The 23,365-nt window shown below is 62.6% G+C and carries 23 protein-coding genes; 11 read left to right on the top strand and 12 right to left on the bottom strand.

The genetic code is table 11. The annotated features are described in order from the left end of the window. Window positions 1–32 precede the first annotated feature (32 nt). The gene (locus FO013_RS00740) at window positions 33–734 is read right to left on the bottom strand and encodes a uracil-DNA glycosylase (protein WP_143920573.1); all 702 of its coding nucleotides are present in this window, start codon (window positions 732–734) and stop codon (window positions 33–35) included. 163 nt (window positions 735–897) lie between these two features. Between FO013_RS00740 and FO013_RS00735 the strand changes: the two genes are divergently transcribed. The 6 genes from FO013_RS00735 (at window position 898) to FO013_RS00710 (ending at window position 6,627) form a co-directional block, all read left to right on the top strand. Next, the gene (locus tag FO013_RS00735) at window positions 898–2,364 is read left to right on the top strand and encodes an aldehyde dehydrogenase family protein (protein WP_143920572.1); all 1,467 of its coding nucleotides are present in this window, start codon (window positions 898–900) and stop codon (window positions 2,362–2,364) included. Window positions 2,365–2,639: 275 nt separating this feature from the next. Continuing rightward, window positions 2,640–2,906, top strand: a complete 267-nt coding sequence (locus tag FO013_RS00730) for a DUF3263 domain-containing protein (RefSeq protein ID WP_009881872.1) — start codon at window positions 2,640–2,642, stop codon at window positions 2,904–2,906. Window positions 2,907–2,908: 2 nt separating this feature from the next. Further along, entirely contained in the window at window positions 2,909–3,496 is a 588-nt protein-coding gene (locus tag FO013_RS00725) for a LytR C-terminal domain-containing protein (RefSeq protein WP_143920571.1), read from the top strand. Between the two features lie 313 nt (window positions 3,497–3,809). After that, window positions 3,810–4,013, top strand: a complete 204-nt coding sequence (locus tag FO013_RS00720) for a cold-shock protein (RefSeq protein ID WP_009881874.1) — start codon at window positions 3,810–3,812, stop codon at window positions 4,011–4,013. A gap of 499 nt (window positions 4,014–4,512) precedes the next feature. Further along, a complete protein-coding gene (gene groL / locus FO013_RS00715; protein ID WP_143920570.1) occupies window positions 4,513–6,150 on the top strand; it encodes a chaperonin GroEL in 1,638 nt (545 codons plus the stop codon). A gap of 93 nt (window positions 6,151–6,243) precedes the next feature. Next, window positions 6,244–6,627 carry a nuclear transport factor 2 family protein gene (locus FO013_RS00710; protein WP_143920569.1) on the top strand — a complete coding sequence of 128 codons (384 nt, stop codon included), beginning with the start codon at window positions 6,244–6,246 and terminating at the stop codon, window positions 6,625–6,627. A gap of 69 nt (window positions 6,628–6,696) precedes the next feature. Here the strand turns inward: FO013_RS00710 and FO013_RS00705 are convergent, their stop codons facing one another. Beyond that, window positions 6,697–7,470, bottom strand: a complete 774-nt coding sequence (locus tag FO013_RS00705; RefSeq protein ID WP_143920568.1) for a DUF1707 SHOCT-like domain-containing protein — start codon at window positions 7,468–7,470, stop codon at window positions 6,697–6,699. 52 nt (window positions 7,471–7,522) lie between these two features. On the opposite strand from FO013_RS00705, the gene FO013_RS00700 reads away from it, so the two are divergent. The 3 genes from FO013_RS00700 (at window position 7,523) to FO013_RS00685 (ending at window position 9,487) form a co-directional block, all read left to right on the top strand. Further along, window positions 7,523–8,272 carry a TSUP family transporter gene (locus FO013_RS00700; RefSeq protein WP_143920567.1) on the top strand — a complete coding sequence of 250 codons (750 nt, stop codon included), beginning with the start codon at window positions 7,523–7,525 and terminating at the stop codon, window positions 8,270–8,272. A gap of 178 nt (window positions 8,273–8,450) precedes the next feature. Continuing rightward, window positions 8,451–9,275: a hypothetical protein gene (locus tag FO013_RS00695; protein WP_186292945.1), complete on the top strand. Its 825-nt coding sequence runs from the start codon at window positions 8,451–8,453 to the stop codon at window positions 9,273–9,275. After that, the gene (locus FO013_RS00685; protein ID WP_143920566.1) at window positions 9,275–9,487 is read left to right on the top strand and encodes an RNA-binding S4 domain-containing protein; all 213 of its coding nucleotides are present in this window, start codon (window positions 9,275–9,277) and stop codon (window positions 9,485–9,487) included. The genes FO013_RS00695 and FO013_RS00685 overlap by 1 nt, the downstream gene beginning before the upstream one ends. Window positions 9,488–9,703: 216 nt before the next feature. Here the strand turns inward: FO013_RS00685 and pspAB are convergent, their stop codons facing one another. The 9 genes from pspAB to FO013_RS00635 form a co-directional block, all read right to left on the bottom strand. Then, complete coding sequence (gene pspAB / locus FO013_RS00680; protein WP_143920565.1) at window positions 9,704–10,303, bottom strand: PspA-associated protein PspAB; 600 nt, start codon at window positions 10,301–10,303, stop codon at window positions 9,704–9,706. 51 nt (window positions 10,304–10,354) lie between these two features. Further along, on the bottom strand, window positions 10,355–11,263 hold the full coding sequence (gene htpX / locus FO013_RS00675) for a zinc metalloprotease HtpX (RefSeq protein ID WP_143920564.1): 909 nt from the start codon (window positions 11,261–11,263) through the stop codon (window positions 10,355–10,357). An 87-nt stretch (window positions 11,264–11,350) separates the two neighbouring features. Then, on the bottom strand, window positions 11,351–11,635 hold the full coding sequence (gene pspAA, locus FO013_RS00670; protein ID WP_143920563.1) for a PspA-associated protein PspAA: 285 nt from the start codon (window positions 11,633–11,635) through the stop codon (window positions 11,351–11,353). Beyond that, window positions 11,632–12,378 (bottom strand): PspA/IM30 family protein, encoded by a 747-nt coding sequence (locus tag FO013_RS00665; RefSeq protein ID WP_143920562.1) that lies wholly within the window; start codon window positions 12,376–12,378, stop codon window positions 11,632–11,634. The genes pspAA and FO013_RS00665 overlap by 4 nt, the downstream gene beginning before the upstream one ends. A gap of 202 nt (window positions 12,379–12,580) precedes the next feature. Then, window positions 12,581–12,868, bottom strand: a complete 288-nt coding sequence (locus FO013_RS00660) for a WXG100 family type VII secretion target (RefSeq protein WP_143920561.1) — start codon at window positions 12,866–12,868, stop codon at window positions 12,581–12,583. A 181-nt stretch (window positions 12,869–13,049) separates the two neighbouring features. After that, window positions 13,050–15,158, bottom strand: a complete 2,109-nt coding sequence (locus FO013_RS22270; protein WP_186292944.1) for a trypsin-like peptidase domain-containing protein — start codon at window positions 15,156–15,158, stop codon at window positions 13,050–13,052. After that, a complete protein-coding gene (locus FO013_RS00645) occupies window positions 15,155–17,023 on the bottom strand; it encodes a sensor histidine kinase (RefSeq protein ID WP_143920559.1) in 1,869 nt (622 codons plus the stop codon). The genes FO013_RS22270 and FO013_RS00645 overlap by 4 nt, the downstream gene beginning before the upstream one ends. 30 nt (window positions 17,024–17,053) lie before the next feature. Continuing rightward, window positions 17,054–17,809, bottom strand: coding sequence for a response regulator transcription factor (locus FO013_RS00640; RefSeq protein WP_009881891.1), 756 nt, complete (start codon window positions 17,807–17,809; stop codon window positions 17,054–17,056). Window positions 17,810–18,124: 315 nt separating this feature from the next. Then, window positions 18,125–18,712, bottom strand: coding sequence for a CGNR zinc finger domain-containing protein (locus FO013_RS00635; RefSeq protein ID WP_143920558.1), 588 nt, complete (start codon window positions 18,710–18,712; stop codon window positions 18,125–18,127). Between the two features lie 321 nt (window positions 18,713–19,033). On the opposite strand from FO013_RS00635, the gene FO013_RS00630 reads away from it, so the two are divergent. Then, window positions 19,034–19,993: an EamA family transporter gene (locus FO013_RS00630; protein ID WP_260847889.1), complete on the top strand. Its 960-nt coding sequence runs from the start codon at window positions 19,034–19,036 to the stop codon at window positions 19,991–19,993. A gap of 29 nt (window positions 19,994–20,022) precedes the next feature. Next, complete coding sequence (locus FO013_RS00625) at window positions 20,023–21,702, top strand: ABC-F family ATP-binding cassette domain-containing protein (protein ID WP_143920557.1); 1,680 nt, start codon at window positions 20,023–20,025, stop codon at window positions 21,700–21,702. Window positions 21,703–21,722: 20 nt separating this feature from the next. On the opposite strand, the gene FO013_RS00620 is transcribed toward FO013_RS00625, so the two are convergent. Then, window positions 21,723–23,357, bottom strand: coding sequence for a DNA repair helicase XPB (locus FO013_RS00620; protein ID WP_143920556.1), 1,635 nt, complete (start codon window positions 23,355–23,357; stop codon window positions 21,723–21,725). Window positions 23,358–23,365: the final 8 nt, after the last annotated feature.

The raw sequence follows: 23,365 nt of genomic DNA, 5'->3' as shown, positions 1-23,365 counted from the left end.
GCTCAGTGTGTCCACGCTCAGCATCGGCACGTTCAGTCCTGGGGTGGGAGGGCCCAGTCGATGGGCGGTATGCCCTTCTGTCCCAGCAGTTCGTTCGTCCGCGAGAACGGTCGGGATCCGAAAAAGCCTCTGCTGGCCGACAGCGGCGACGGATGCGCGGACTCGATGATCGCAACCTCGGAGCGACCCGACTGCAGCATCGGTGCCAGATTCCTCGCGTCACGGCCCCAGAGTATCGCCACGAGCGGCTGATCCCGGTCGACGAGTGCGGCGATCGCGGTTTCGGTGATGGCCTCCCAGCCGCGTCTGCGGTGGGATGCGGGCTCGCCCGGTGAAACAGTGAGCACCCTGTTGAGCAGCATGACTCCCTGCCGAGACCAGGCCTGCAGATCACCATGGGCGGCAGGCTCGATGCCCAGGTCGGAGTTGAGTTCCTTGTAGATGTTCGTCAGCGACCGGGGGAGCGGACGCACCTCGGGATCGACGGCGAAGGACAGACCGATCGCATGTCCGGGGGTCGGATAGGGATCCTGACCGACGATGAGCACCTTCACCTCGGCGAGGGGCTCGGCAAAGGCACGGAACACCTTGTCTCCGCTGGGCAGATAACTGCGCCCGGCGGCGACCTCCTCCCGCAGTAAATCGCCCATGGCATGGATGCGATCGGCCTGGCCGGACAGCGCCGTGGCCCAATCGGGGGACATGATCTTCGTCAGTTCGGCTGTGGACGTCATGGCCGCGATTCTACCGATGGGGTGAGGCTCGGTGCCGATGTGCACACAACGCAGATCAGGTGTGCATCATCGCCTACCCTCCCACCATTCTTTTCGGACCCGGGCAGACGATATGCTCGACGACAAGAGTTCATCGCAGAACTGAGTAGGTGAAAGGATCACTATGTCGCAATTTCCCGAGGCCACGAACTGGAAGATGTTCATCGGCGGAGAATGGGTCGAAGCTGCCGACGGTGACAGGAAAGACGTCATCACCCCCATCGATCGCAACGTTGTGATCGCCACTGTGGCCAATGGCAAGGAAGCGGACGCCGATCGCGCCGTCAAAGCTGCTCGGAAGGCATTTCCCGAATGGGCTGCGCTTCCGTTCAAGGAACGGCAGAAGATGCTCATCCGCTGCGCCGACGCCCTTGAAGCCGCTTCCGAGGAACTGGCCCAACTGACCGCGATCGACACCGGCAACGCCATCCGGACACAGGCACGTCCGGAGACGATCATCCTGGCCGACCTGTTCCGCTACATGGGCGGAGTCGCCGGCGAGGTCAAGGGCAACACTCTGCCGGCCGGTGACGGTCAGCTGCAGTACACGAAGCGGGTGCCTCTCGGCGTCGTCGCCGGAATCCTGCCGTGGAACTCACCGCTGATGATCGCAGCCTTCAAGACCCCGGCCGCACTGGCCGCGGGCAACACGATCGTCCTCAAATGCGCCGAGGATGCACCGCTGACGATTCTGAAGATGGCTGAGCTGCTCGCCGACATCCTACCGGCCGGCGTCCTCAACGTCGTCACCGGCAAGGGCTCGGTCATCGGTGAAGCACTCAACGTCCACCCCGACGTCGATAAGGTCTCGTTCACCGGTTCGACGAACGTCGGCCGCCACGTCGCGGAACTGGCAGGCGGACGTCTCGCTCACTCCTCGATGGAACTCGGTGGCAAGAGCCCCAACATCGTCTTCCCAGACTCGAACGACGACGACACCCTCCAGCAGGTGCTGCTTTCGACTCGCTTTGCACGCCAGGGACAGTCCTGCACGATGGGTTCGCGTCTGTTCCTGCACGAGGACATCTACGATGACTTCCTGGGCAAGCTCGTCGACGCAGTCTCGAAGATGAAGGTCGGTGACCCTCGAAATGAGGACTCCGACATCGGCTGCATCATCAACGAGAAGCAGTACGATCAGGTGTCTGACTACATCGAGATGGGCAAGTCGATGGACGGCGTTGAGATCGCCTACGACGGTTCGGACTCACTCGAGGTCGGCGAACCCGGTTTCTACCACGCGCCCGTCATCTTCTCCAAGGCCAAGAACGAATGGCAGACCAGCCAGGAAGAGATCTTCGGCCCCGTCCTCTCCGTCATTCCCTGGAAGGACGTCGACGAGGTCATCGACATGGCCAATGACAGCGAATTCGGCCTCGCCGCGTTCGTGTTCACGAGGAACGTCGATGCCGCGCTGACCATGGCCAATCGGATCGAATCCGGCTGGGTCCAGGTCAACCAGGGCGGTGGCCAGCTGGCAGGCCAGTCCTACGGCGGAATGAAGACCTCCGGCTTCGGTCGTGAGGCATCGCTGGAGGGCATGCTCGAAGGCTTCACCCAGATCAAGCAGGTCAACATCCGCATCCGCTGATCAGCTCTCGCTCGACAGGTCGTCCGATTCGGACCACCTGTCGGCAATCTCGACCCACTCTGCGGTGGGCGACTCACCCACTGCGGTCAGTCTCCTGCAGCAGGGTGGGTTATCTGATTGTCTGACCTTGAATGGTGTCGGCGGGGATGCGAAGGCACGCTGGTGGGGATGGAAAGGCGCGCTGGCGGACGCGCGACGGCGCGCCGGGAATTTCAGTCCTGTCGTCCGGGCGATAATATAGAAGCAACGATTCATCTTGAAGGAGCACAACGTCTATGCCGCAGAACCAAGGCGCACCCGAACTGAGTGAGCTCGAGGTGTCCGTTTTGGAGTTCGAGCGGCGCTGGTGGAAGTACGGTGGAGCCAAAGATCATGCGATCCGCGAACGGTTCGACATGTCTGCCACAAGCTACTTCCAGATCCTCAATTCCCTGCTCGATAACCCAGCCGCTCTTGCCAGTGACCCAATGCTGGTCAAACGCCTGCGTCGCATCCGCACCACGCGGCAGAGCGAACGAGCACAAGCCCGCGTCTCGAGGTAGACATGACTGACGAATTCGACGAGATCGAAACTGGACGACGCAGCGGAGCCCATCGACAGGAGTCCGCGGCGCAGTCGAATGTCGGTGCCATCGCACTGGTCATCATCCTCGCCCTTGTTGCCGTTCTGCTGGTGGTCGCTGCCATCAACATCATCACCTCGTCGATGAAGGACCCCGAGTCCGACGTCGCCGATTCCGGGTCTGACAAGACCTCCTCGGCGAGTCCATCGCCGAGCGAAAGTGAAGTCAGCGTCGCAGACTCCTCGGTCACGGTTGACGTCCTCAACGGTTCCGGAGTCTCGGGAACCGCGAAGAAGTTCTCCGAAGCGGTGGAGGAGAAGGGCTGGGGCCTTGGCGAAGTCGGCAACTATTCGACAGGACTGACCGACTCCACGGTCTACTACGCTGATGAGGCGAATGCCTCTCAGGCGAAGATGGTCGCCGAGGCGCTCGGCATCGAGGCCGTCGAGTCCTCGACGGACTTCGACACCGACATCACTGTCGTCATCTGTTCGGATATCGCCGAACGCGGACCCGAACCCAGCGGAGGCGATTCGGGCGAAGGCGGTTCAGGCGAAGCCGAGGGCTGAATGTCCGCACGTATCTCAGCGGAAATGAACTCGTCTGCCAGGAGAAATGAACTCTCCGAATGGTCCCGTATAACGAATTGGTAACAGTGTTGAGCCGTCGGAGGACCTGTCCGACGCTGGGGTAGAGTTGCATCAGCTAGGCAAGCACTGCCCTTGTGTTCTATTCGTGCTTCACCGAGATCATTCTCCAGAGGTCAATGAGAGAAATCGCGGGGTCGGTTGAGTTTTACTAGCTTCCGTAGTCCGCTGCGCGGCCAGACAGGTTGCAAGCGGGTGATGGAATGTCAATGACACTGCACTTTATGGAGAAGTAATGGCACAAGGTACCGTCAAGTGGTTCAACGCCGAAAAGGGCTATGGTTTCATCACCCTGGAAGGCAACAACCAGGATGTGTTCGTTCACTGGAGCGCAATCCAGATGGATGGCTACCGCGCTCTCGAAGAGGGCCAGCAGGTTGAGTTCGAAGTTGGAGAAGGACAAAAGGGTCCTCAGGCGGAATCCGTCACCCTCCTCTGAGACTCACGTACGTAAAGTCTTTTGATCCGCCTCGGCGGGATGGCGGCTCAGGCCCGAATCCTATCGAGCGGGGAAAGCGCCAAGCAGGCAGCTGCTTGGCGCTTTTCAGTTCTACGGGGGCGGCTTCCCTTCTGCGGGGGCAGGCTCCTTGCAGCAGCTTTCCGGTGCGTCCACCTGGTGAGTCCGCACCTCGCATCCACCTGGCGCACCCGCCTCACGTGTCCGCTCTGTGGAACGTGCGGGAGTTTCGCGCTGGGCCGAACTGCGGAAACACGCGGGAGGCAGCCATTTCGGCAGGCGCAGGTGGGCGGCAATATTTGCACTCGCATGGGGAGAGTGCTAAATCTAGTACTGGTGAAAACCTAGGGTTTCTCATCAATCGTTTCGAGAGCGTGGTCCATGTGTGGAATGGAACATGCGGACACACTCTCTGCCGTCGCGGGCGCTGACGATTGCTCTGGATTCCCAATCCACTCCATCAGGGAGGATCTAAGCCACTATGGCAAAGATGATTGCATTCGACGAAGAAGCTCGTCGGGGACTCGAAGCAGGTCTCAACCAGCTTGCGGACGCGGTCAAGGTAACCCTTGGACCCCGTGGCCGCAATGTCGTGCTCGAAAAGCAGTGGGGCGCACCCACCATCACAAACGATGGTGTCTCCATTGCCAAGGAGATCGAACTCGAGGATCCCTACGAGAAGATCGGCGCTGAGCTCGTCAAGGAAGTCGCCAAGAAGACTGACGACGTTGCTGGCGACGGCACCACCACCGCTACCGTTCTGGCTCAGGCGCTCGTTCGCGAGGGACTGCGCAACGTGGCAGCCGGTGCTGATCCGCTCAGCCTCAAGCGTGGCATCGAGAAGGCTGTTGAAGCCGTGACCGCTGTCCTGCTCGAGAACGCCATCGACATCGAGACCAAGGAACAGATCGCCGCGACTGCCGGTATCTCCGCTGGAGATCCTGCTATCGGTGAACTGATCGCCGAGGCCATCGACAAGGTCGGCAAGGAAGGCGTCGTCACCGTCGAGGAGTCCAACACATTCGGACTCGAGCTCGAACTGACCGAGGGTATGCGCTTCGACAAGGGCTACATCTCCGGTTACTTCGTCACCGACACCGATCGCCAGGAAGCTGTCCTTGAGGATCCTTACATCCTCATCGTCAACTCCAAGATCTCGAACGTGAAGGATCTGCTGCCCATCCTCGAGAAGGTTCAGCAGTCCAACAAGCCGCTGTTCATCATCGCTGAAGACGTCGAGGGCGAAGCTCTCGCGGTTCTCGTACTGAACAAGATCCGTGGCACCTTCAAGTCCGTGGCCGTCAAGGCTCCTGGATTCGGAGATCGCCGCAAGGCTCAGCTGGCCGACATCGCCATCCTCACCGGTGGTCAGGTCGTGTCCGAGGAAGTCGGGCTCAAGCTCGACAATGTGACCACCGAACTGCTGGGCACCGCCCGCAAGGTTGTCATCACCAAGGACGAGACCACCATCGTCGAGGGTGCCGGAGACGCCGAGGAGATCGCAGGTCGGGTCGCCCAGATCCGTGCCGAGATCGAGAACTCGGATTCCGACTACGACCGTGAGAAGCTGCAGGAACGTCTGGCCAAGCTGGCTGGCGGAGTTGCAGTCATCAAGGCCGGAGCCGCGACCGAGGTCGAGCTCAAGGAAACCAAGCACCGCATCGAAGATGCAGTGCGCAACGCCAAGGCTGCTGTGGAAGAGGGAATCGTCGCCGGTGGCGGCGTCTCACTCATCCAGGCGGGCAAGACTGCCTTCGCCAACCTCACTCTCGAGGGTGACGAGGCAACCGGTGCCAACATCGTCAAGGTTGCCATCGAAGCTCCGCTCAAGCAGATCGCCACCAACGCCGGCCTCGAAGCCGGTGTGGTTGCCGATAAGGTCGCCAACCTCGAACCCGGATTCGGCCTCAACGCCGCAACCGGTGAGTACGAGGACCTGCTGGCCGCTGGCATCAACGACCCGGTGAAGGTGACCCGCTCTGCTCTGCAGAACGCCGCCTCGATCGCCGGTCTGTTCCTGACCACCGAGTCGGTTGTCGCCGACAAGCCTGAGAAGGCTGCACCAGGTGCTGACGCAGCTGCTGCCGGCATGGACGGAATGGGTGGCATGGGCTTCTGATAAGCCCCTCTCACTCGAAGAGCCGTGCCGGTGCCCGAAAGGGTGCCGGCACGGCTCTTCTCGGTTCGAAGGCCGTGCCGTAGCCTGGACGGCATGAACTTCACAGGCACAGAATCCTGCGGAAACAGTCCGAAGAACATGTTCGTCGCCAGGTTCGAGGAGAATCTGATCAACGGAGACAGACAAGCCCTCGCCGAGGTGGTCGATGAGGACTGCATCCTCCAGATCGTGGGCGGCGGGGGAGTCGAGACCAGCACCGGGCGCGACGAAGTCATCGACGCACTGCTGCGCATTGCTGACTCGAAGCCCGTGGCCGGTCATCTCGACGCAGCCATCACTCACGGCAAGGCAGCTGCGGCCTGGGGCCAATGGGAGCATTCGAGCGACGGCGAAGACATCCGATACTTCTCACATACGCTTTGGTTCCGAAACAACAAGGCCACAGGGTTCGCTCAGATCCGGGTCTTCCACGCCTGAGCGTCTCCAGCCGGGCGCGGACAGGTTCAGGGACGTCGCCTAAGCGCTTCGCTGCCAGTCACGAGTCGGTCAGTCCCAGGGGTTCCTGCGTCGATGACGACGCTCTCGGCGGCGCCTGCGCATCTCATCATTGGGAGCCACCTCTCCCGGAGCGAAGGGAGGGGCCAAGGGGTGCGGAGGCTGCAATCCGTTGCCGAAGGTGTCTTCGTAATCCTCGTCCTCATCGTCGTTCCTGCGTTCCTCAAGCTCACGCTTGGCCTCAGCGTCGCCTAACTGCGCTCGGGCTCGCTTCGTCAGCTCGCGCTTCCTGTTGCGGATGAGGCTCTGCTTATTGGAGATCTGTGAGATCGCGCCGAAGAGCATCGGAAGAATGACGAATATCGGCCAGAAGAATATGAGCCCGCCCGCGGCGAATGAAGTGGCGGCCCAGATGGCGAGTGTGATTCCGGCAGGACCGGCGAACATCCCCAGGAGTACATTTCGCACGCGGTCCTTGTAGTACTTCTGCGCGGCCGCATCGATCTGCTCGGGAGTGATCGGGATACGATCAGCATTCAGGCGGGCAAGAGCTTGGGCACGGGCGGAATCGTCGAGTTCTCCCGGTGCGACCTCGCCCGCCTCGGCGATGATGAGATCCTGCACGAGATCGGGGACCTCTCCCAGAGTCTTCAGACGGTTGGCGGCCTCGCTGCGTTCGTCGAATTCCTCGGCGTCGATCTGACCCAACGCAAACGCCTCGGACAGCACATCGCCCACGATTGCGCGATCGGCATCCGAAGCGCGCACCTGCCCATGAGCGCGGGGATCCGCGCTGAATCGTGACCACAGTGGCGAACTGTTCATGACACTTACTGTAACCCCGCCCAGATAGCGGGTCTGAACTATGATGGTGCAAATGGAACCCGTCGTCGTGCTCATCGTGTTCGCGGTGTTCCTGGGGGCAGTTTCGCAGCGAGTCACCGGAATGGGATTCGGCCTGGTCAGTGGGCCGTTTCTCGTGCTTCTGCTCGACCCGTTCTCCGGCGTTGTGCTCGTCAACATCTGCGGCATCGTCGCCAGCGGCACCGTGTTCGCCCGCACCTGGCGAGAAGCCGAGTGGGGCAGTTTCTGGAAGCTGTCTCTGGGGGCACTCATCGGCACGATTCCCGGAGCCCTCCTGGCCGCAGCTCTCCCAGCGCCATCGCTGCAGATTCTGATCGGCCTGCTGATCATCGTCTCCCTCATCAGCTCCATGGTCATCGGCCGAATCGGCAAGACGATGCCCGCGAATTTCGGAACGAAGCTCACCACCGGCTTCCTCTCGGGAACGATGTCGGCTGCCGCGGGAGCGGGCGGGCCTGCCGTCAGCGCCTATGCTGTACTGACGAAGTGGGATCAGCGGACATTTGCCGCAACCCTGCAGCCGTTCCTCGTCGTCGGGACCACCTCGGCGATCGTCTTCAAAGCCGTGTTCGACCACGGCGCCTGGCCGCAGTTGGCAGCACCTGCCTGGATCGGGATCGCGGCGGTCCTCGTCGCAGGTCTCGTCGGCGGGGATTGGATGTCGAAGAAGATCGATTCCTCGACTGCCCGAGTCGTTATGATCGTCCTTGCCCTCGGTGGGGGAATTGCGACCCTCGTCAAGGGGCTGATCCACCTGGGCTGAACGGCTTACCGACTCCTCGTGTTATAGGCAAGGGAGCCTGTTGTGAGCGCGTTGAGCGCCCATCTGAGAGCGAATTTCGAGCCTGCGGACTGAGCTGACACAAGGCTTCAGTTCAGTCGCTTGTCAGACTCGTCCGGCATACTGATTGGTGACTCGTTTTGCTGGGGAGGCATAGATCGTGGCAGCAGTATTCCTGATAATACTCGTGGTGCTCGGCACCATCTTCTTCGTTGGCTACCGCAAGGAGAAACACCGTAAGAAGGAACTTGCCGCCGCCGAGCTCCAGCAGGTGACAAAGACCGCCGAAGAGGATGTCACGTCCTTCGGCGAGGAAGTCGCCGAACTCGATATCCTCACCGCCGGAGTCGAACTCGACACCGGGGGCTCGCAGGACTACAAGCAGGCATTGGATTCCTACGACATTGCCAAGGAGACGCTCGACAACGTCGACGAGCCCTCCGACATCCGCAGCGTCACCGAGGCCCTCGAAGACGGTCGCTACGCCGCCAAATGCGTGCGTGCGCGCGTTGACGGAAAGCCTCTGCCCGTGCGCCGTCCCCCGTGCTTCTTCAACCCGCAGCACGGTCCCTCGGTCGAAGACATCGACTGGGCGCCTGCCGGCGGCCAGCTGCGACCTGTTCCCGTCTGTGCCGCCGACGCCGAGCGCGTGGCGGTGGGTGCGGAACCGGCCGTCCGCAAGGTCGTGACCGGTGATGGACATACTCGCCGGGCCTACTGGGAAGCAGGACCTGCCTACGCCGAATACAACCGCGGATACTTCAACTCCTATGCCGGTTCGGGACTTCTGCCCGGCGTCCTCATGGGCTCGATGATGTTCGGCGGCATGGGCGGCGGCTGGGACGGCGCCTATGGTGACGCCGGTGGTGGCGATGCCGGCGGCGGAGATGGCGGAGACGGAGGCGGATTCTTCGGAGGCGGAGACGGCGGCGACGGAGGCGGTCTCTTCGGCGGCGACGGGTTCGATCTTGGAGACCTGTTCTGATGGAGACGATTGAGATCCGCGGCGATTCGATCAAGCTCGGTCAGCTGCTCAAACTCCATGGTGTCGCCGAACACGGTGCGATGGCCAAAGACATGATTGCTGACGGCGAAGTCGTGGTCAATGGTGAGGTCGAAACTCGCCGAGGTGCCACGATTCGTCCCGGAGACACCGTCGAAGCCCTAGGTGAGGTCATCGAGGTCTCGGTCGAATAGGCCCTACGATCACGAACACAGCATCTGATGCAGAAGGGACGTCCCCGCGGGGACGTCCCTTCTGCATGGCTGTCTCAGTGTCTGTGGGCCATTGCGACGCTCTGCATCTGCGCCGAGACCCTCAGAAGAGGTGACCCGAGACCCTCAGACGAGGTAACCCGAGGAGACCCTCAGACGAGGTAACCCGAGACCCTCAGAGCAGCTGTCGCGAAAACTTCAGGTCCGCTGATTGGCCTCTGGAGTGTCATTGAGCCCGGGAGCATCCCAGAGAGCTGACCAATTGGATGTGTCCTCTTCGAACGGAAGCTCGTTGGACAGTACGCCGCGCACCTGGATCTCCAGGGGGTTGTCGCGCTGCTTGGGACCTGACTGCGCAAAGGGATAGAACGTGCCGCGCTTGTACTGGTAGACGAGTGCCAGGCGGCGCCCGTCCGGGTTTGCGAAGTAGACGGTCGAGCACAGCAGCATCGTGTCGAAGCCCTGGCTGACCAGAGCCGAGTTCACGGCGTGCAGATTGGTGACGAGGTTGACCACCTCAGCGTTGGTGTCGGAGACCACCTGCCAGGTGTAGCCGAACCCGTCGTTCTGCTGGGTCACGTTCGCGGCGGGGTCCGAGCCGATGAGGGCGACGCTCTCGGTTTCAGCGGACTGGAACGCCGCACCTTCGACCTGTCGGAACGCCACGGCCCCGACTCCGGTGGGCTTGAAGCCTGTTGCGGCTTCGAGCGTCAGTGCGGCGGGTGGCAGTGCGAAGAGGTCGTCGAGGTTGGCCCGCTTCGGTTTGGAACGGCCCAACAGAGCGTCGAAGAAACCCATGAAACTCCTAGTGGATGTCGGTCAGTGCGGTTGATGTCAGCGGGTCGATGGTCACTGGGGCTGTGAGAGCTGCCCGGAGATCCGCGCCAGCTGCTCCAGGCGCTTGTCGAGCGAGGGGTGTGTGGAGAAGAGCTGTCCGAGGGCCGCCTTGCCGCTGACGGCGGGAATGAGCGCCAGATGGTTCGCCGAGGAAGAGGCACGCAGGTCCTTCTCCGGGATCTTGCTCATGTCGCCGCTGAGTTTCGTCAGCGCAGAGGCCAGCGTCGAAGGTGCGCCTGTGAGTATGGCGGCGGCCCTGTCGGCGGCAAGCTCGCGGTAGCGCGAGAGGCTGCGGATGAGGAGGAACGAGAGTCCGTAGACGACGGCACCGACGAGGATGAACAGCAGCTGGATGGGGACGCCGCCGTTGTTGTTCGATCGTCCGAAGCTCATGTAGTAACCGGCTCGCATCATGAGAGCGGCCACGACACCGGTGACTCCGGCGACTGTCATGATGGTGACGTCGCGATGGGCGACGTGGGAGAGCTCATGTGCCAGCACGACCTCGACCTCATCGCGGTCGAGCTTCTCGAGCAGGCCGCGTGTCACGCACACGACTGAGCGCTCCGGCGAACGGCCGGTGGCGAATGCGTTGGGAATGGCTGAGTTCGAGACCGCGACGCGTGGTTTGGTCGAATCGGCGAGCTGGCAGAGGCGATCGATCATCGTGTGCAGCTCCGGGGCTTCCTCGGGGGAGACTTCTCGTGCACCCATCGCCTTCATCGCGATCTTGTCGGAGAAGTACCACTGGAAGAAGAACGCGCCGCCGCTGACGAGGACCGCGATGATCACGCCGCCGGTGCTGCCGCCGAGCATCCACCAGATGGCGAGGATGAGGATCACGTAGATCAGTCCGTTCAGGAAGATCGTCCACCCCATACGCATGGTGAGTCCGTTGTCCTTGACGAAACGATTCTTCATCGTGGTTCCTCTCTGGGTGTGGCAGTTCCGGCCCACGGCCTTGGGTTAAGGCAGTGGGCCGGAGTCACCGATATCAAACTGTGTGGATCAGGCTGGATCTGGGATGAAGCCTTCACCGGTGAGGAGCTCTGTGATCTCTTCCAGAGTCGCATCGACGAACGGCACGACGGCCTCACTCGTTCCCAGATAGTCGTCAGAGACGGGCTTGCCGTGTCCGACGACGTAGTCGTGAAGGGCATGAAGAGCTTTTCGGGCGGCCTCTTCATCGGTGGCGTTGACGGCGTCTTCAACCTGGTTGTCGTATTTCTGCAACAGGTTCTGGTCGACGTCGGCGATGTCGAACTGGCCCTCGCCCATGATGCGGATGATCATTGCTTGTCCTCGCCTTCAAGCGACTGCTGCTGCTTGTCGGAAGATGCCGGCAGCGACTCACGCATCCGGTTGAGCTCCATCTCCACGTCGTTGTCGCTTGAGAGCGCGTCGAGCTGTGCACTGATGTCGTCCTTCGAGGAACCAGTGACATCTTCCAGTGCGCCCGAAGCGATGAGCTCGTCGACGGCACCGGCACGAGCCTGGAGGGAAGCAGTCTTGTCCTCGGCGCGCTGGACTGCGAGTCCGACGTCGCCGAGCTCCTCGGAGATGCCGGAGAAGGCTTCGCCGATCTTCGACTGTGCTTCTGCTGCGTTGTACGTGGCCTTGAGGGTCTCCTTTTTGGTGCGGAAGGCATCGACCTTGGCCTGCAGACGCTGCGAGGCCATCGTGAGCTTCTGCTCCTCGCCCTGCAGCCCCTCGTGCTGGCCCTGCAGATCGGTGATCTGCTGGTCCAGCCCCGACTTCCGGGTCAGTGCTTCACGGGCAAGGTCCTCGCGGCCCATCTCCATGGCCTTCTGGGCCTGGCCGCTGAGCTTGTTCTGCTGCTGTTCGAGCTGAGTGATCTGCAGCTCGAGGCGCTTGCGGCTGGTGGCGACATCGGCAACACCGCGGCGTACCTTCTGCAGCAGCTCAAGCTGCTTCTGATATGAATAATCGAGAGTTTCATTGGGGTTCTCGGCTTTGTCCAGCGCCTTGTTGGCCTTGGCGCCAAAGATCGCCGCGATCCTTTGGAAGATGCTCATCCGTAGTCGACTCCTGCATTGGTCTTGACCCGACGGTGCTGACCGCTCGTCTCCGAAGCTGGAGAAACGTAGCCGGCACCGCCGCGAACTATCGCTATCAGCCTACTAATAAAGGCTGACAATTTGCCAGACGCGGACACAGAACTCGGACAGACGCCCTAAGCGGGAATTCGCGGGGAACGACGGGCTGCATGCTCGGTGCTCACGGAACGAAGAGTCGGGAGTTCGCAGCCTCGACCTCCGAGTACTGCGCGGCCGCCGTGTTGAGGGCCCCGTGGATCGAGGTCAGTGATTCGAACAGCTGCTTCTGAGCGCCCTCCCACTCATTGATGACCGTCTGGAAATTCTGTGCCGCACTTCCCTTCCAACACTCCTGCAGGGCCAGAAGATTCCTCAGCATCTTATTGGATTCTGCAACGAGGGTGCGGGAGGTCCCTGCTGTGGCGGCGGCAGCGGATGAGACGCGTTCGGCATCGACTTCGAAACTCATGACTTCTCCTAACGGCGGGGCACCGGAGCTCGGAACGAGGCACCGGGACTCTTCCCAGCATCGCGGTTCACCCGTGCTCGACGAAGCCCGACAAAAGAGGGTGTGGACAGCGCTTGGCTGTCCACACCCTCAATGCTCACGAGTGAGATCGTCATCCACAGCGATCTGCACTCAAGTGGTGCTACTTCAGCTCGAGCGTCGTCTTCAATGTCTGCTCCTGGCCGCCGCGGATGACGGTGAAGTCGACAGAGGAGTTCGTCGGCTGGGCGCGGACGAGTGCCCGCAGAGCAATCGCGTTGTTCACCTTGGTTCCAGCCACGGACACGATGTCGTCGCCGTCCTTGAAGCCTGCCTTGTCGGCCGGCGATCCGGACTGCACCGACTGCACCTTCGCACTGCCACGCGTGGTGCCGCCGCTGTTGATCTGTCCGTCGGTGAGCGTGATCCCCAGGAAGGGATGCAGTGCCTTGCCACTTGAGATGAGCTGATCGGCGATCATCACGGCCTGTGAGGCGGGGATGGCGAACCCGATGCCGATCGATCCCGACTGCCCGCCTTCACCAGCCTGGCTCAGCGAGGCCGCCGCAGTGTTCACGCCGATGAAGCTGCCGTCACCGTCGACGAGGGGACCGCCGGAGTTGCCGGGGTTGATCGCGGCGTCCGTCTGGATGGCGTTCGTGATCGTCATCTCCTTCTCCTGTGAGGTCGCGTCCTCGCCGATGTTCTCCGTGGAGACGGGCCGGTCGAGGGCCGAGACGATGCCGGTTGTGACCGAGTCCGCGAGACCGAGGGGGTTGCCCAATGCCATCACCGGATCTCCCACCTTCATCTTCTTCGAATCGCCGACAGGGAGCGGACCAGCGTCCTTCGGCACTTGGTCGAGCTTGATGACTGCGATGTCGGTCGAGGGATCGCGGCCGACGATCTCGGCCTTCATCGTTCCCCCGTTCTTCATCGTCACAGCAATCTCGCCGGAGGGAGTGTCGGCCGGGGCCACCACGTGGTTGTTCGTGATGACATGTCCTTGGTCGTCGTAGATCGAACCTGATCCCAGTCCCTGCACCTGCCCGTTGGTGCCGACCTGGATCGAGACGACGCTCTGGGAAGTCTGCTTGGCGACCTCGGTCCAGTCCGGGGTTTCGATGGTCTGATCGGCGACCTTGCGCGAATCCTCTCCGCCGAGGGCACTGAGCGCGTAGCTCCCGCCGAATGCTGCGCCTCCGCCCAGCAGAGCAGCGATCAGCGCGATGGCGATTGTCGCACCCCAACCCGGTCCTCGCTTCTCTCGCCGAGGTGGTGCTTCGCCTCCGTAGGGTCCTGACCATCCGGGTGTGCCAGGTCCAGCGGGCGTGCCAGGTCCACCGGGCGCACCTTGCATGCCGGGCGCGCCAGGCATGCCGGGTCCGGACTGGAATCCTGGGTAATCGGACGTGGGGTACCCGCCCTGGTTCGGCTGATTGCCGAATTGGCCATATGCGGCCGCTCCTGTACCTGCCGCCGCGCCAGCACCCGCTCCTGCGGCGGCACCTGCAGCTGTGCCTGCTGCTGGCTGCCCGGTTCCCTCAGAATACGGCGTGCCATACGGGTTCGTGTCAGCGGGGGAGTTCTGGCCGGCCTGCGCTGCGCCGTTGGGTGTGTCGGCTCCGACATAGGGGTGGCTGTACTGACCGTTGCTGCCGTTTTCGGGGCCGCGGTCATGGCGCTGGGTTCCGTCGTAGTTCTGGCCGGGACCATACGCTGATTGCCCAGCCTGCCCCGCTGCGCCAGCCTGCCCCGCTGCGCCGGGTTGTCCCGATGACCCGGGCTGTTCTGACGGTCCAGGCTGCCCTGATCGTCCAGGCTGCCCCGATGGCCCAGCTTGCGCCGATGCACCGGGATACCGTGCCTGTGCGTCCACAGGGGGCTGAGCACGAGTCGGGTGCATCTGCCTCGGGTCCTGTCCCTGCCACGGAGCCTGATTCTGTGTCGGTGCCTGGTCCTGACCCGTGCTGCCGCTTTGGCTTGGTCTCTGTTCTGGGCTGCTCGGGCGGGTAGAAGGCGCAATGGGTGGACTGACCCGAGCAGGACCATTCGAGCCGTTCGGACCGTTCGGACCGTTGGGGAAGGTCCGTGGGACCTCTGCCGAGCGGCGGGAGCCCTCCGTGGAGCCCTGGGGTCCTGCAGCCGAGTTCCGGGGGTTGTCTGAGGATTCGCGTGAGCCATCGGTGGGGAACGTCCGGTGGTCCTGATCCCCGTGCCGTCCCCTGTTGTCGGAGTTGTTGCCCTGATTGTTAGGGTCGTTGCTGCTCATCGCTCGTCCTTTCGTACGTCCGGAGCGCTGTCTTCAGTTTCTGAGATGGGCAGATCGATGCGGAACGTCGCACCGCCGCCCGGTGTCTGGTGCACTGTGATCGAGCCGTGGTGGTTCTCCACGATTGCCTTGACGATGGAGAGTCCGAGGCCCGACCCGCCGGTGTCGCGAGTCCTGGAGACGTCGAGGCGGTAGAAACGCTCGAAGATCCGAGGAACGACCTCGGGATCGATCCCGTCGCCGTGGTCGCGAACCTCGAACCTGACTCGTCCGTTGGGGAATCCGCGCAGCGAATCGTCGACGGTGATGGACCCAGCCGCAGTCATGTCGGGCACGATGCCGGTGGGGGCCTGGGCGTCGTTCTGATCGTTGCCGTTCGAGTCGCCTCGGCGGAAGATGCGGACACCGCCGGTGACGAATCCGCGTTCGCGGGATCTGTCCTTCGCCGCAGTCCTATTCGCCACCGTCTTGTTGGCTCCGGTCTTGGGCCCGGTGTCCTGACCATTCGACGGATCCGTGGACTCCGCAGTCACCCCGGCGCGGCCACCGACGACGCCGACGGCGAACTCGATGGCGGTGTGCTCGGGGGTGTGGCGGACAGCGTTGCCGGCGAGGTTGACGATGACCTGGCGGATCTTCGACTCCGAGCCCCTGATCATCGGCACGGGCTGGGCATCTTCCCCATCGAGGCCGACGAAGCTGATGTCCCGGTCGGGGGCCTGCGCAGCTGCGTCGGCGGCGGCGTCGCGGGCGATCCGATGGAGGTCGATGGGACCGATCTCGGCGGGTCGCTGCTCATCGAGACGGGCGAGGACGACGAGGTCGTCGACGAGGACGCCCATGCGTTTGGCTTCGGATTCCATGCGTTCCATGGCGTTTCCGATGTCATCGGATTTCGTGATCGCACCCTGCCGGTAGAGCTCGGCATAGCCGCGAATGGTCACCAGCGGTGTGCGCAGTTCGTGCGAGGCATCGGAGACGAACTGGCGGATGCGCTTCTCCGATCGCGTCTGCCCGTCGAAGGAGTCCTCGATCCGTCCCAGCATCGTGTTCAACGCGCCTGACAGGCGACCGAGCTCGGTGTTGCGAGGGAAGGTCGGCACTCTCTGACTCAAGTCGCCCGCGGCAATCCGTGAGGCGGTCTTCTCAATGTCGCGCAGCGGGCGGAAGGTGTTGTTGATCGCCCAGTATCCGACGCCTGCAACCATGGCCAATGCCAGCAGTCCGATGCCGATCATCGTGTTGCGGGCCCGCTCGTTGATGTTGTCGATCTCGCGGTCGAAGGGCACTGCGATCGAGACGAGCACATCCGTGTTCTGGACCTTCATCGCTCGCGCCCGCCATTGTGAGGTGCTCCCGGGGACGGTGAATGGCTCACCGCCCTGCGCGTAGACCTTCGACTCGTTGATCTTCGGCAGAACCGGGCTGTTACCCGGCTCGGGAGCCACAGGATCGCTGATCGGTTTGCCGCTCGTGTCATAGAACTGGACGTAGAAGCCTCCGGGCATGAGGCTCTTGAGCTCGTCCCACGAGCTCGAATCGATGGTGGTGGGAGTGCCAGCAGAGGATTCCGTCCCGTCACCGCTGTCCGAGTCTGCTGACTGGTCCTTGCTCGACGATGAAGACGACTGCAGCTGGGCAGGCTGGAACACATCCTGATAGGCCTGCTTCGCAAGCGTCTCCGAAGCATTGATGAGTCTCTCATCGGTGCGTTCGACGAGGCTGTCGCGAAGGTTCTCGAGCACCCAGGCGCTCGTCCCCGAGAGCACGAGCAGCATGAGCAACATCATGATGGCCAGCAGCTTGGTGGTCAGCGACCATTCTTCCCAGAAGCCGGGTTTGGTGGGACGGGATTCTTTTACCACGTGAGTAATCTAGCGCCTGAGCTTGACCGACTACTTGGATTCTGGTGTGCGCAGCATGTAGCCCACGCCGCGCTTGGTCTGAATCATCGGTGTCCATTCCATCTCGACGGGGTGTCCGGCGGCGTCCGTTTCCGGCGTGACGTCGATCTTGCGGCGCAGGTATGAGATGTAGGATTCGACGATTCCGGTGTCCCCGCCGAAGTCGTACTCCCAGACATGGTCGAGGATCTGGGACTTCGAGAGCACCCGGTTCGTATTGAGCATGAGATAGCGCAGCAGCTTGAACTCGGTGGGGGAGAGGTCGATGAGGATGCCGGAGCGACGCACCTCGTGAGTGTCGTCATCGAGTTCGAGGTCGCCGGCCATGATGACAGCGTTCTCTTCGTCTTCGAGACTGCGGGTCCGACGCAGCACGGCGCGGATGCGGGCGACGACCTCTTCGAGGCTGAAGGGCTTCGTCACGTAGTCATCGCCGCCGACGGTGAGGCCGGTGATCTTATCCGAGGTGTCATCACGGGCGGTGAGGAACACGACCGGAGCGTTCATGCCGATCTGGCGGAGGCGACGCGTGACGGTGAAGCCGTCCATGTCCGGCAGCATGACGTCGAGGACGAGGAGGTCGGGGTTGGTCTGCTCGGCCAGGCGAAGTGCTTCGGCTCCGTTTGCCGCCGAGACGACGTCGAAGCCCGCGAAGCGCAGGCTGGTCGAGAGGAGTTCGCGGATATTGGGCTCATCGTCGACAACGAGGAGTGTGGCTTCGATGTCGGTATCGTTTGCTGTAGTCATGTATCCAGTCTGAAGCTCAACTCTGAGAGTGGAGTGGTAGTTGCCTGAATACGATTGTGATCTACCTCACTTAAAAACTCTCAGAAAAGTCCTTTTGGCGCCGGAATGCCGCATGCGCTCTCAGGAACCGCCCGACGAATTGAGGGATATATGCGCTCGTGCTCAGTTGAAGCACAGGAAAGTCGGCGGCCATGGAAGCGTCGGTCGCCGAGGTGGTTCTCCGGTCGGTCTTCACCTGAGAGTTGAGCCTTCACCTCAGGGTTCTTTCTAGTGAGTCAGGGTTCTATCAAGTGAGTCAGGATTCAGGCCGGTGAGTCAGGAGTCAGTTTGGCGGGCGCGGAATGCGGCCACATGCGTGCGGTTCGCACAGGTGCCGGAATCGCAGAAGCGCTTCGAACGATTGCGGGTGAAGTCAGCGAGGTAGGCGTTGCAGTCCTCGGCGGCGCAGAGTCCGAGCCTGTCGAGGTCGCCGCTGCGGATCAGGTCGATGAGGACCAGTGCTACGTCGGCCGCGACGCGATCGGCGAGGCTCGCCGACTGACCCACTGCGTGCAGGTGCCAATCCCAATCCCCATGTCTGGCCAACTGTGGCAGCGCACCGGCCCATTGGAGTGTGATATTGACCTCACTGACGATGCGCTCCGTGGCCCTCGAGGCCTCGGATTCCGATTCTGCGTCGATGCTGGCATCGAGGGCGATGGCGAAGCGTTCACGGAGTTCTCGGGTCTCTTTGACGTCGGACTTCGTGGCCTTCAGCGGGCCCGAGAAGTCGTGCCGGGCTGCGAATTCGCGGAGTCCGGCGGCAGTCGTCAACTCGTCTCCTTCCTCGGCGACGGCGCCGGAGGTATTCAGCAGGTCGACGAGCATTGTGAGGTTTGATCGTATGTCATTGGCGAAGGTCATTGTGGGTCACATTCTTCCACAATATGTAAGGACCAAAGTGCATTTGACTCATTTCGCGGCAGTGGTGAATACTTCATAAGGAAGGGCTCATGCCCGCACAGCGCGCGTCGCGTCAGCGGCCGATCGGCACAACTCGGTCCCTTCGGGCCACCCACATCTCCGCAGTTCCCACTCACACACCACACCTGTTCCACACCACACCTGTTCCACACCACACCTGTTCCACACCACATCTGTTCCGCACCACAACTCACCCACATGCACCACCTCGGCGAGGGCACCTGTTCGCGTCGAGTCCGCACACGTCCTAGGAGGTCAAGAATGAATCGCACCGTCGTCATGGGGTTCCTGCTGACTCTTGCCTCCGCGTTCTTCTTCGCGGTCTCCGGGCCGATCGCGAAGACGATGTATCTGACCGGATGGACGCCGGGCTCTGTCGTGCTCATCAGGCTCGCGGGCTCGGCTGTTCTGCTGCTCATTCCCACCCTCATCGCTCTGCGCGGGCGTTGGGACGAAGTGCGAGCCAATTGGAAGACGGTGCTCATCTATGGGCTCGTGTCGATGGCCGGCGTCCAGGGTTTCTACTTCGTCGCCGTCGAACACCTCACCGTGGCCGTGGCGCTGCTGCTCGAGATGACGGCGCCGATGCTCCTCGTGTTCTGGATCTGGGCGCGGACTCGGACCCGGCCGGCGACGGTGACCTTCATCGGCGTGGTGGTCTCGATGGTCGGACTCCTGCTCGTGCTCGACCTCCGCAACTCTGACATCAGCGTCTTCGGTGTGATCATGGCACTCGCTGCCGCAGTGTGCCTGGCCAGCTACTTCCTGGTCTCTGCGAAGGACTCCATCAACGTTCCACCGGTGGCACTGACCGGCCTGGGCATGGGAATCGGGGCGCTCGTGATGGCCGTCATCGTGCTCGCAGGGGTGATGCCGGCCGGCGCCGTCGCCGCCGATGTCGACTTCGGCGGATACCAGGTGTCCTGGATCCTTCCCATGTCGATGATCGTCGTCTTCACTGTGGGCGCCTACATCACCGGCATCCTGGGTCTTCGCTACATCGGGGCGACCATCGGCTCGTTCCTCAACCTCGTCGAGGTTCCGTTCTCCGTGATTGTGGCATGGTTCGTCCTGTTCGAGCTGCCAGCACCCATACAGCTCTTCGGCGGCGTGTTCATCGTCGGCGGCGTCGGATTCATCAAATGGGGCGAGTCTCGCCTGGCTCGTCGGGTTGCCTCCCGCGAGGTCGTCGTCACCTCGGAGGAGTTCGACTCGGTCTGAGGTGCGGAGGCAGCTGATAGCTTGAACGCATGGGCCACATCGAAATCAATGACGTCTCGTACACTCTGGCCGATGGCAGACCGCTGCTGAATTCGGTGTCCTTCCGCGTCGGTGACGGCACGAAAGCCGCACTCATCGGTGCCAACGGTGCCGGGAAGACCACCCTCCTACGACTCCTCACCGGCGAACTCACTCCCGACGAAGGCTCTGTGTCCCACACCGGCAGCGTCGGACTGATGCGTCAGTTCATCACCGCAGACACCGTCGCCGAGGCGCTCGAGGAGTTGGCACCGAAGCGTATCCGATCCGCCGCAGCCGTTGTGAGACGGGCCGAGGAGAAGCTGCTCGGGCCCGATGCTGAGTCGACCACCGTGCAGATGTCCTATGCCAATGCGCTGGGCGAATGGGGTGAAGCGGGAGGTTACGAAGCGGAGGTGCTGTGGGATACCTGCACCACCTCGGCGCTGGGGATGGGCTTCGAGCAATGCCGGGATCGGTCGATCTCAACGCTGTCGGGAGGGGAGCAGAAGAAACTCGTCCTCGAAGCGCTCCTGCGCGGGCACAACGACATCCTCATCCTCGACGAACCCGACAACTTCCTCGACGTTCCGGGCAAGCGCTGGCTCGAAGAGGCGCTGGCCGAGACCGACAAGAGCGTTCTCTTCGTATCCCACGACCGCGAACTCCTGGCTCAGGCGGCATCGGAGATCATCACCCTGGAGCTCTCTGCTGCGGGCAACACCGCTTGGGTCCATCCCGGCGGCTTCGGCAGCTACCACGAGGCGAGGAAATCCCGTTTCGAACGGCTGGAGGAGATGGGCAGACGGTGGGATGAAGAGCACTCCAAACTCAGGGCCCTCGTGCAGATGTACAAGCAGAAGGCTGCCTACAACTCCGACATGACCTCGCGCTATCGTGCCGCGCAGACCCGGCTGGAGCGCTTCGAGGCGGCCGGGCCGCCACAGGCGATTCCGCGCGAGCAGAACCTGGGTATGCGGCTCAAGGGCGGACGAACCGGCAAGATCGCGATCGTCGCCTCCGGGCTGGAGCTGAGCAATCTCATGTTGCCCTTCGACCTCGAGGTCCGCTACGGCGATCGGGTTGCCGTCCTCGGATCAAACGGTTCGGGCAAGTCCCACTTTCTGCGGCTGTTGGCCGCCGGCGGCAGCGATCCGGAACCTGAGCATCGGCCGGTCTCCGACGTCGAGATCCCACCCGTCGAGCATGAGGGGCGGGCGAGACTGGGAGCCAGGGTCCGACCGGGGTGGTTCGCCCAGACTCATGGACGGCCGGACCTTGTGGGCAGAAGCCTTCTCGACATTCTGCACAGGGGCGATGAGCACCGCAACGGCCTCCCGCGAGAGCCGGCTTCGCGCGCACTCGCCCGCTATGAGCTGGCAGGAGCGGCGGAACAGACCTTCGACTCGCTCTCCGGCGGCCAGCAGGCGCGATTCCAGATCCTCCTGCTCGAACTCGCCGGGGCCACATTGCTGCTGCTCGACGAACCCACGGACAACCTCGACCTGGTCTCGGCCGAAGCGCTCCAGGACGCGCTGGCAGCCTTCGACGGCACGGTCATGGCGGTCACCCATGATCGCTGGTTCGCCCGGGACTTCGACAGGTTCTTAGTCTTCGGCTCCGACGGAGACGTCTACGAGTCGACGACCCCGGTCTGGGACGAGGGCCGCGTGGTGCGCTCGCGAGGCTGAGCAATGTCGCGACAGCTCACTCAGCGGACCTCGATGTCGTAGCTGTAACCCTGTTCGGTGAGGAAGCGGCGGCGCTGGGCCGCGAAGTGCTCATCGACGGTGTCTGCGGCGACGACGGTGTAGAACGCCGCTGAGCCGGAGTCTTCCTTAGGTCGCAGAATCCGCCCCAGACGCTGGGCCTCCTCCTGCCGGGACCCGAAGGCGCCGGAGACCTGGATCGCCACCGAGGCGGCAGGCAGGTCCACTGAGAAGTTCGCGACCTTTGACACCACAAGCACTGGGATCTGGCCCGTACGGAACTCGCGGAACAGTTCCTGGCGCTGCGATTCCGGGGTCTGCCCTGTCAGCACGGGTGCGTCGAGGCCGGCCCCGATCTCCTCGAGCTGATCGAGGTACTGCCCGATGACGAGGATCTGCGCATCGGGATGGTCGGCGACGAGCTCGCGCACGATCGGCAGCTTCGCATCCGAAGTGGCCGCCAGTCGGTACCGGTCCTCACCATCGGCGCGCGCATAGGCCGTGCGAGTTCCTCCGTCCAGGCGCACGCGGATTTCGTGACAGGAAGCGGTGGCGATGTAGCCGAGTCGTTCGAGTTCCTTCCACGGCACCTCGTACTGCTTGGGCCCGATGAGAGAGAACACCTCGTCCTCACGCCCATCCTCACGGACCAAAGTCGCCGTGAGTCCGAGCCGCCGCCTGGCCTGCAGGCTCGCGGTCAGACGGAAGATCGGTGCCGGCAGAAGGTGGACCTCATCGTAGATGACGAGCCCCCAGTCCTTGGCATCGAGGAGTTCCAGGTGCAGGTATGAGCCCTTACGGCGGGTGGTCAGCACCTGATAGGTGGCGATGGTGATCGGCCGAATCTCCTTCGTCGATCCCGAGTACTCCCCGACCTCGTCCTCGGTCAGCGAGGTGCGTGCAAGGATCTCGTCCTTCCACTGTCGGGCTGCGACGGAGTTCGTCACGAGGATCAGCGTCGTCGTCTGCACCCGCGACATCGTGGCCACCCCGACGATGGTCTTGCCGGCACCGCAGGGCAGGACGACGACACCGGATTCTCCGCTCAGGGAGTGGTCGATCGCTGCCTTCTGATAGTCGCGCAGATGCCACTGCCCGCCGTGGGCATCATCGGACAGGGCGATCTCGTGGGCCTCTCCGTCGACATAGCCGGCATGGTCGGAGACGGGATGACCCAGCTGCAGCAGAGCATGCTTGAGCTCACCGCGCTCCGAAGGATGGACGAGGACGGATTCGGCGTCGAGGGATCTGCCGAACTTGCCCACAAGATCCGGCTGGCTGATGAGCGAGGCGAGGAGATCGGTGTCGCTCGAGGTCAGGGTCAGCCCGTGGATCGGATTGTCGACGAGGGTGAGGACTCCGAAGCGATCCATGATGTCGACGATGTCGACGAGCAGCTCATGGGGTACCGGGTACTTCGCGAATTCGAGGAGGACGTCGACGACGGACTCTGCGTCATGTCCGCTGGCCCGGGCGTTCCACAGCCCCAAAGGAGTGATCGTATAGGTGTGTATGTACTCCGGCGTCCGTGAAAGCTGTGCGAACGGCGCGATCGCCACGGCCGCCTCGACGGCCAGGGGGTGCCCTGACTCCAAGAGCACAGTCCGGTCGGACTGCACGATCAACGGACCGTTCATGTAGGTTC

The organism is Brevibacterium aurantiacum (assembly GCF_007558825.1).
GTDB lineage: Bacteria > Actinomycetota > Actinomycetes > Actinomycetales > Brevibacteriaceae > Brevibacterium > Brevibacterium aurantiacum_A.
The sequence above is the reverse complement of the archived record's forward strand: the minus strand, read 5'-3'. Positions and strand labels throughout refer to the sequence as shown.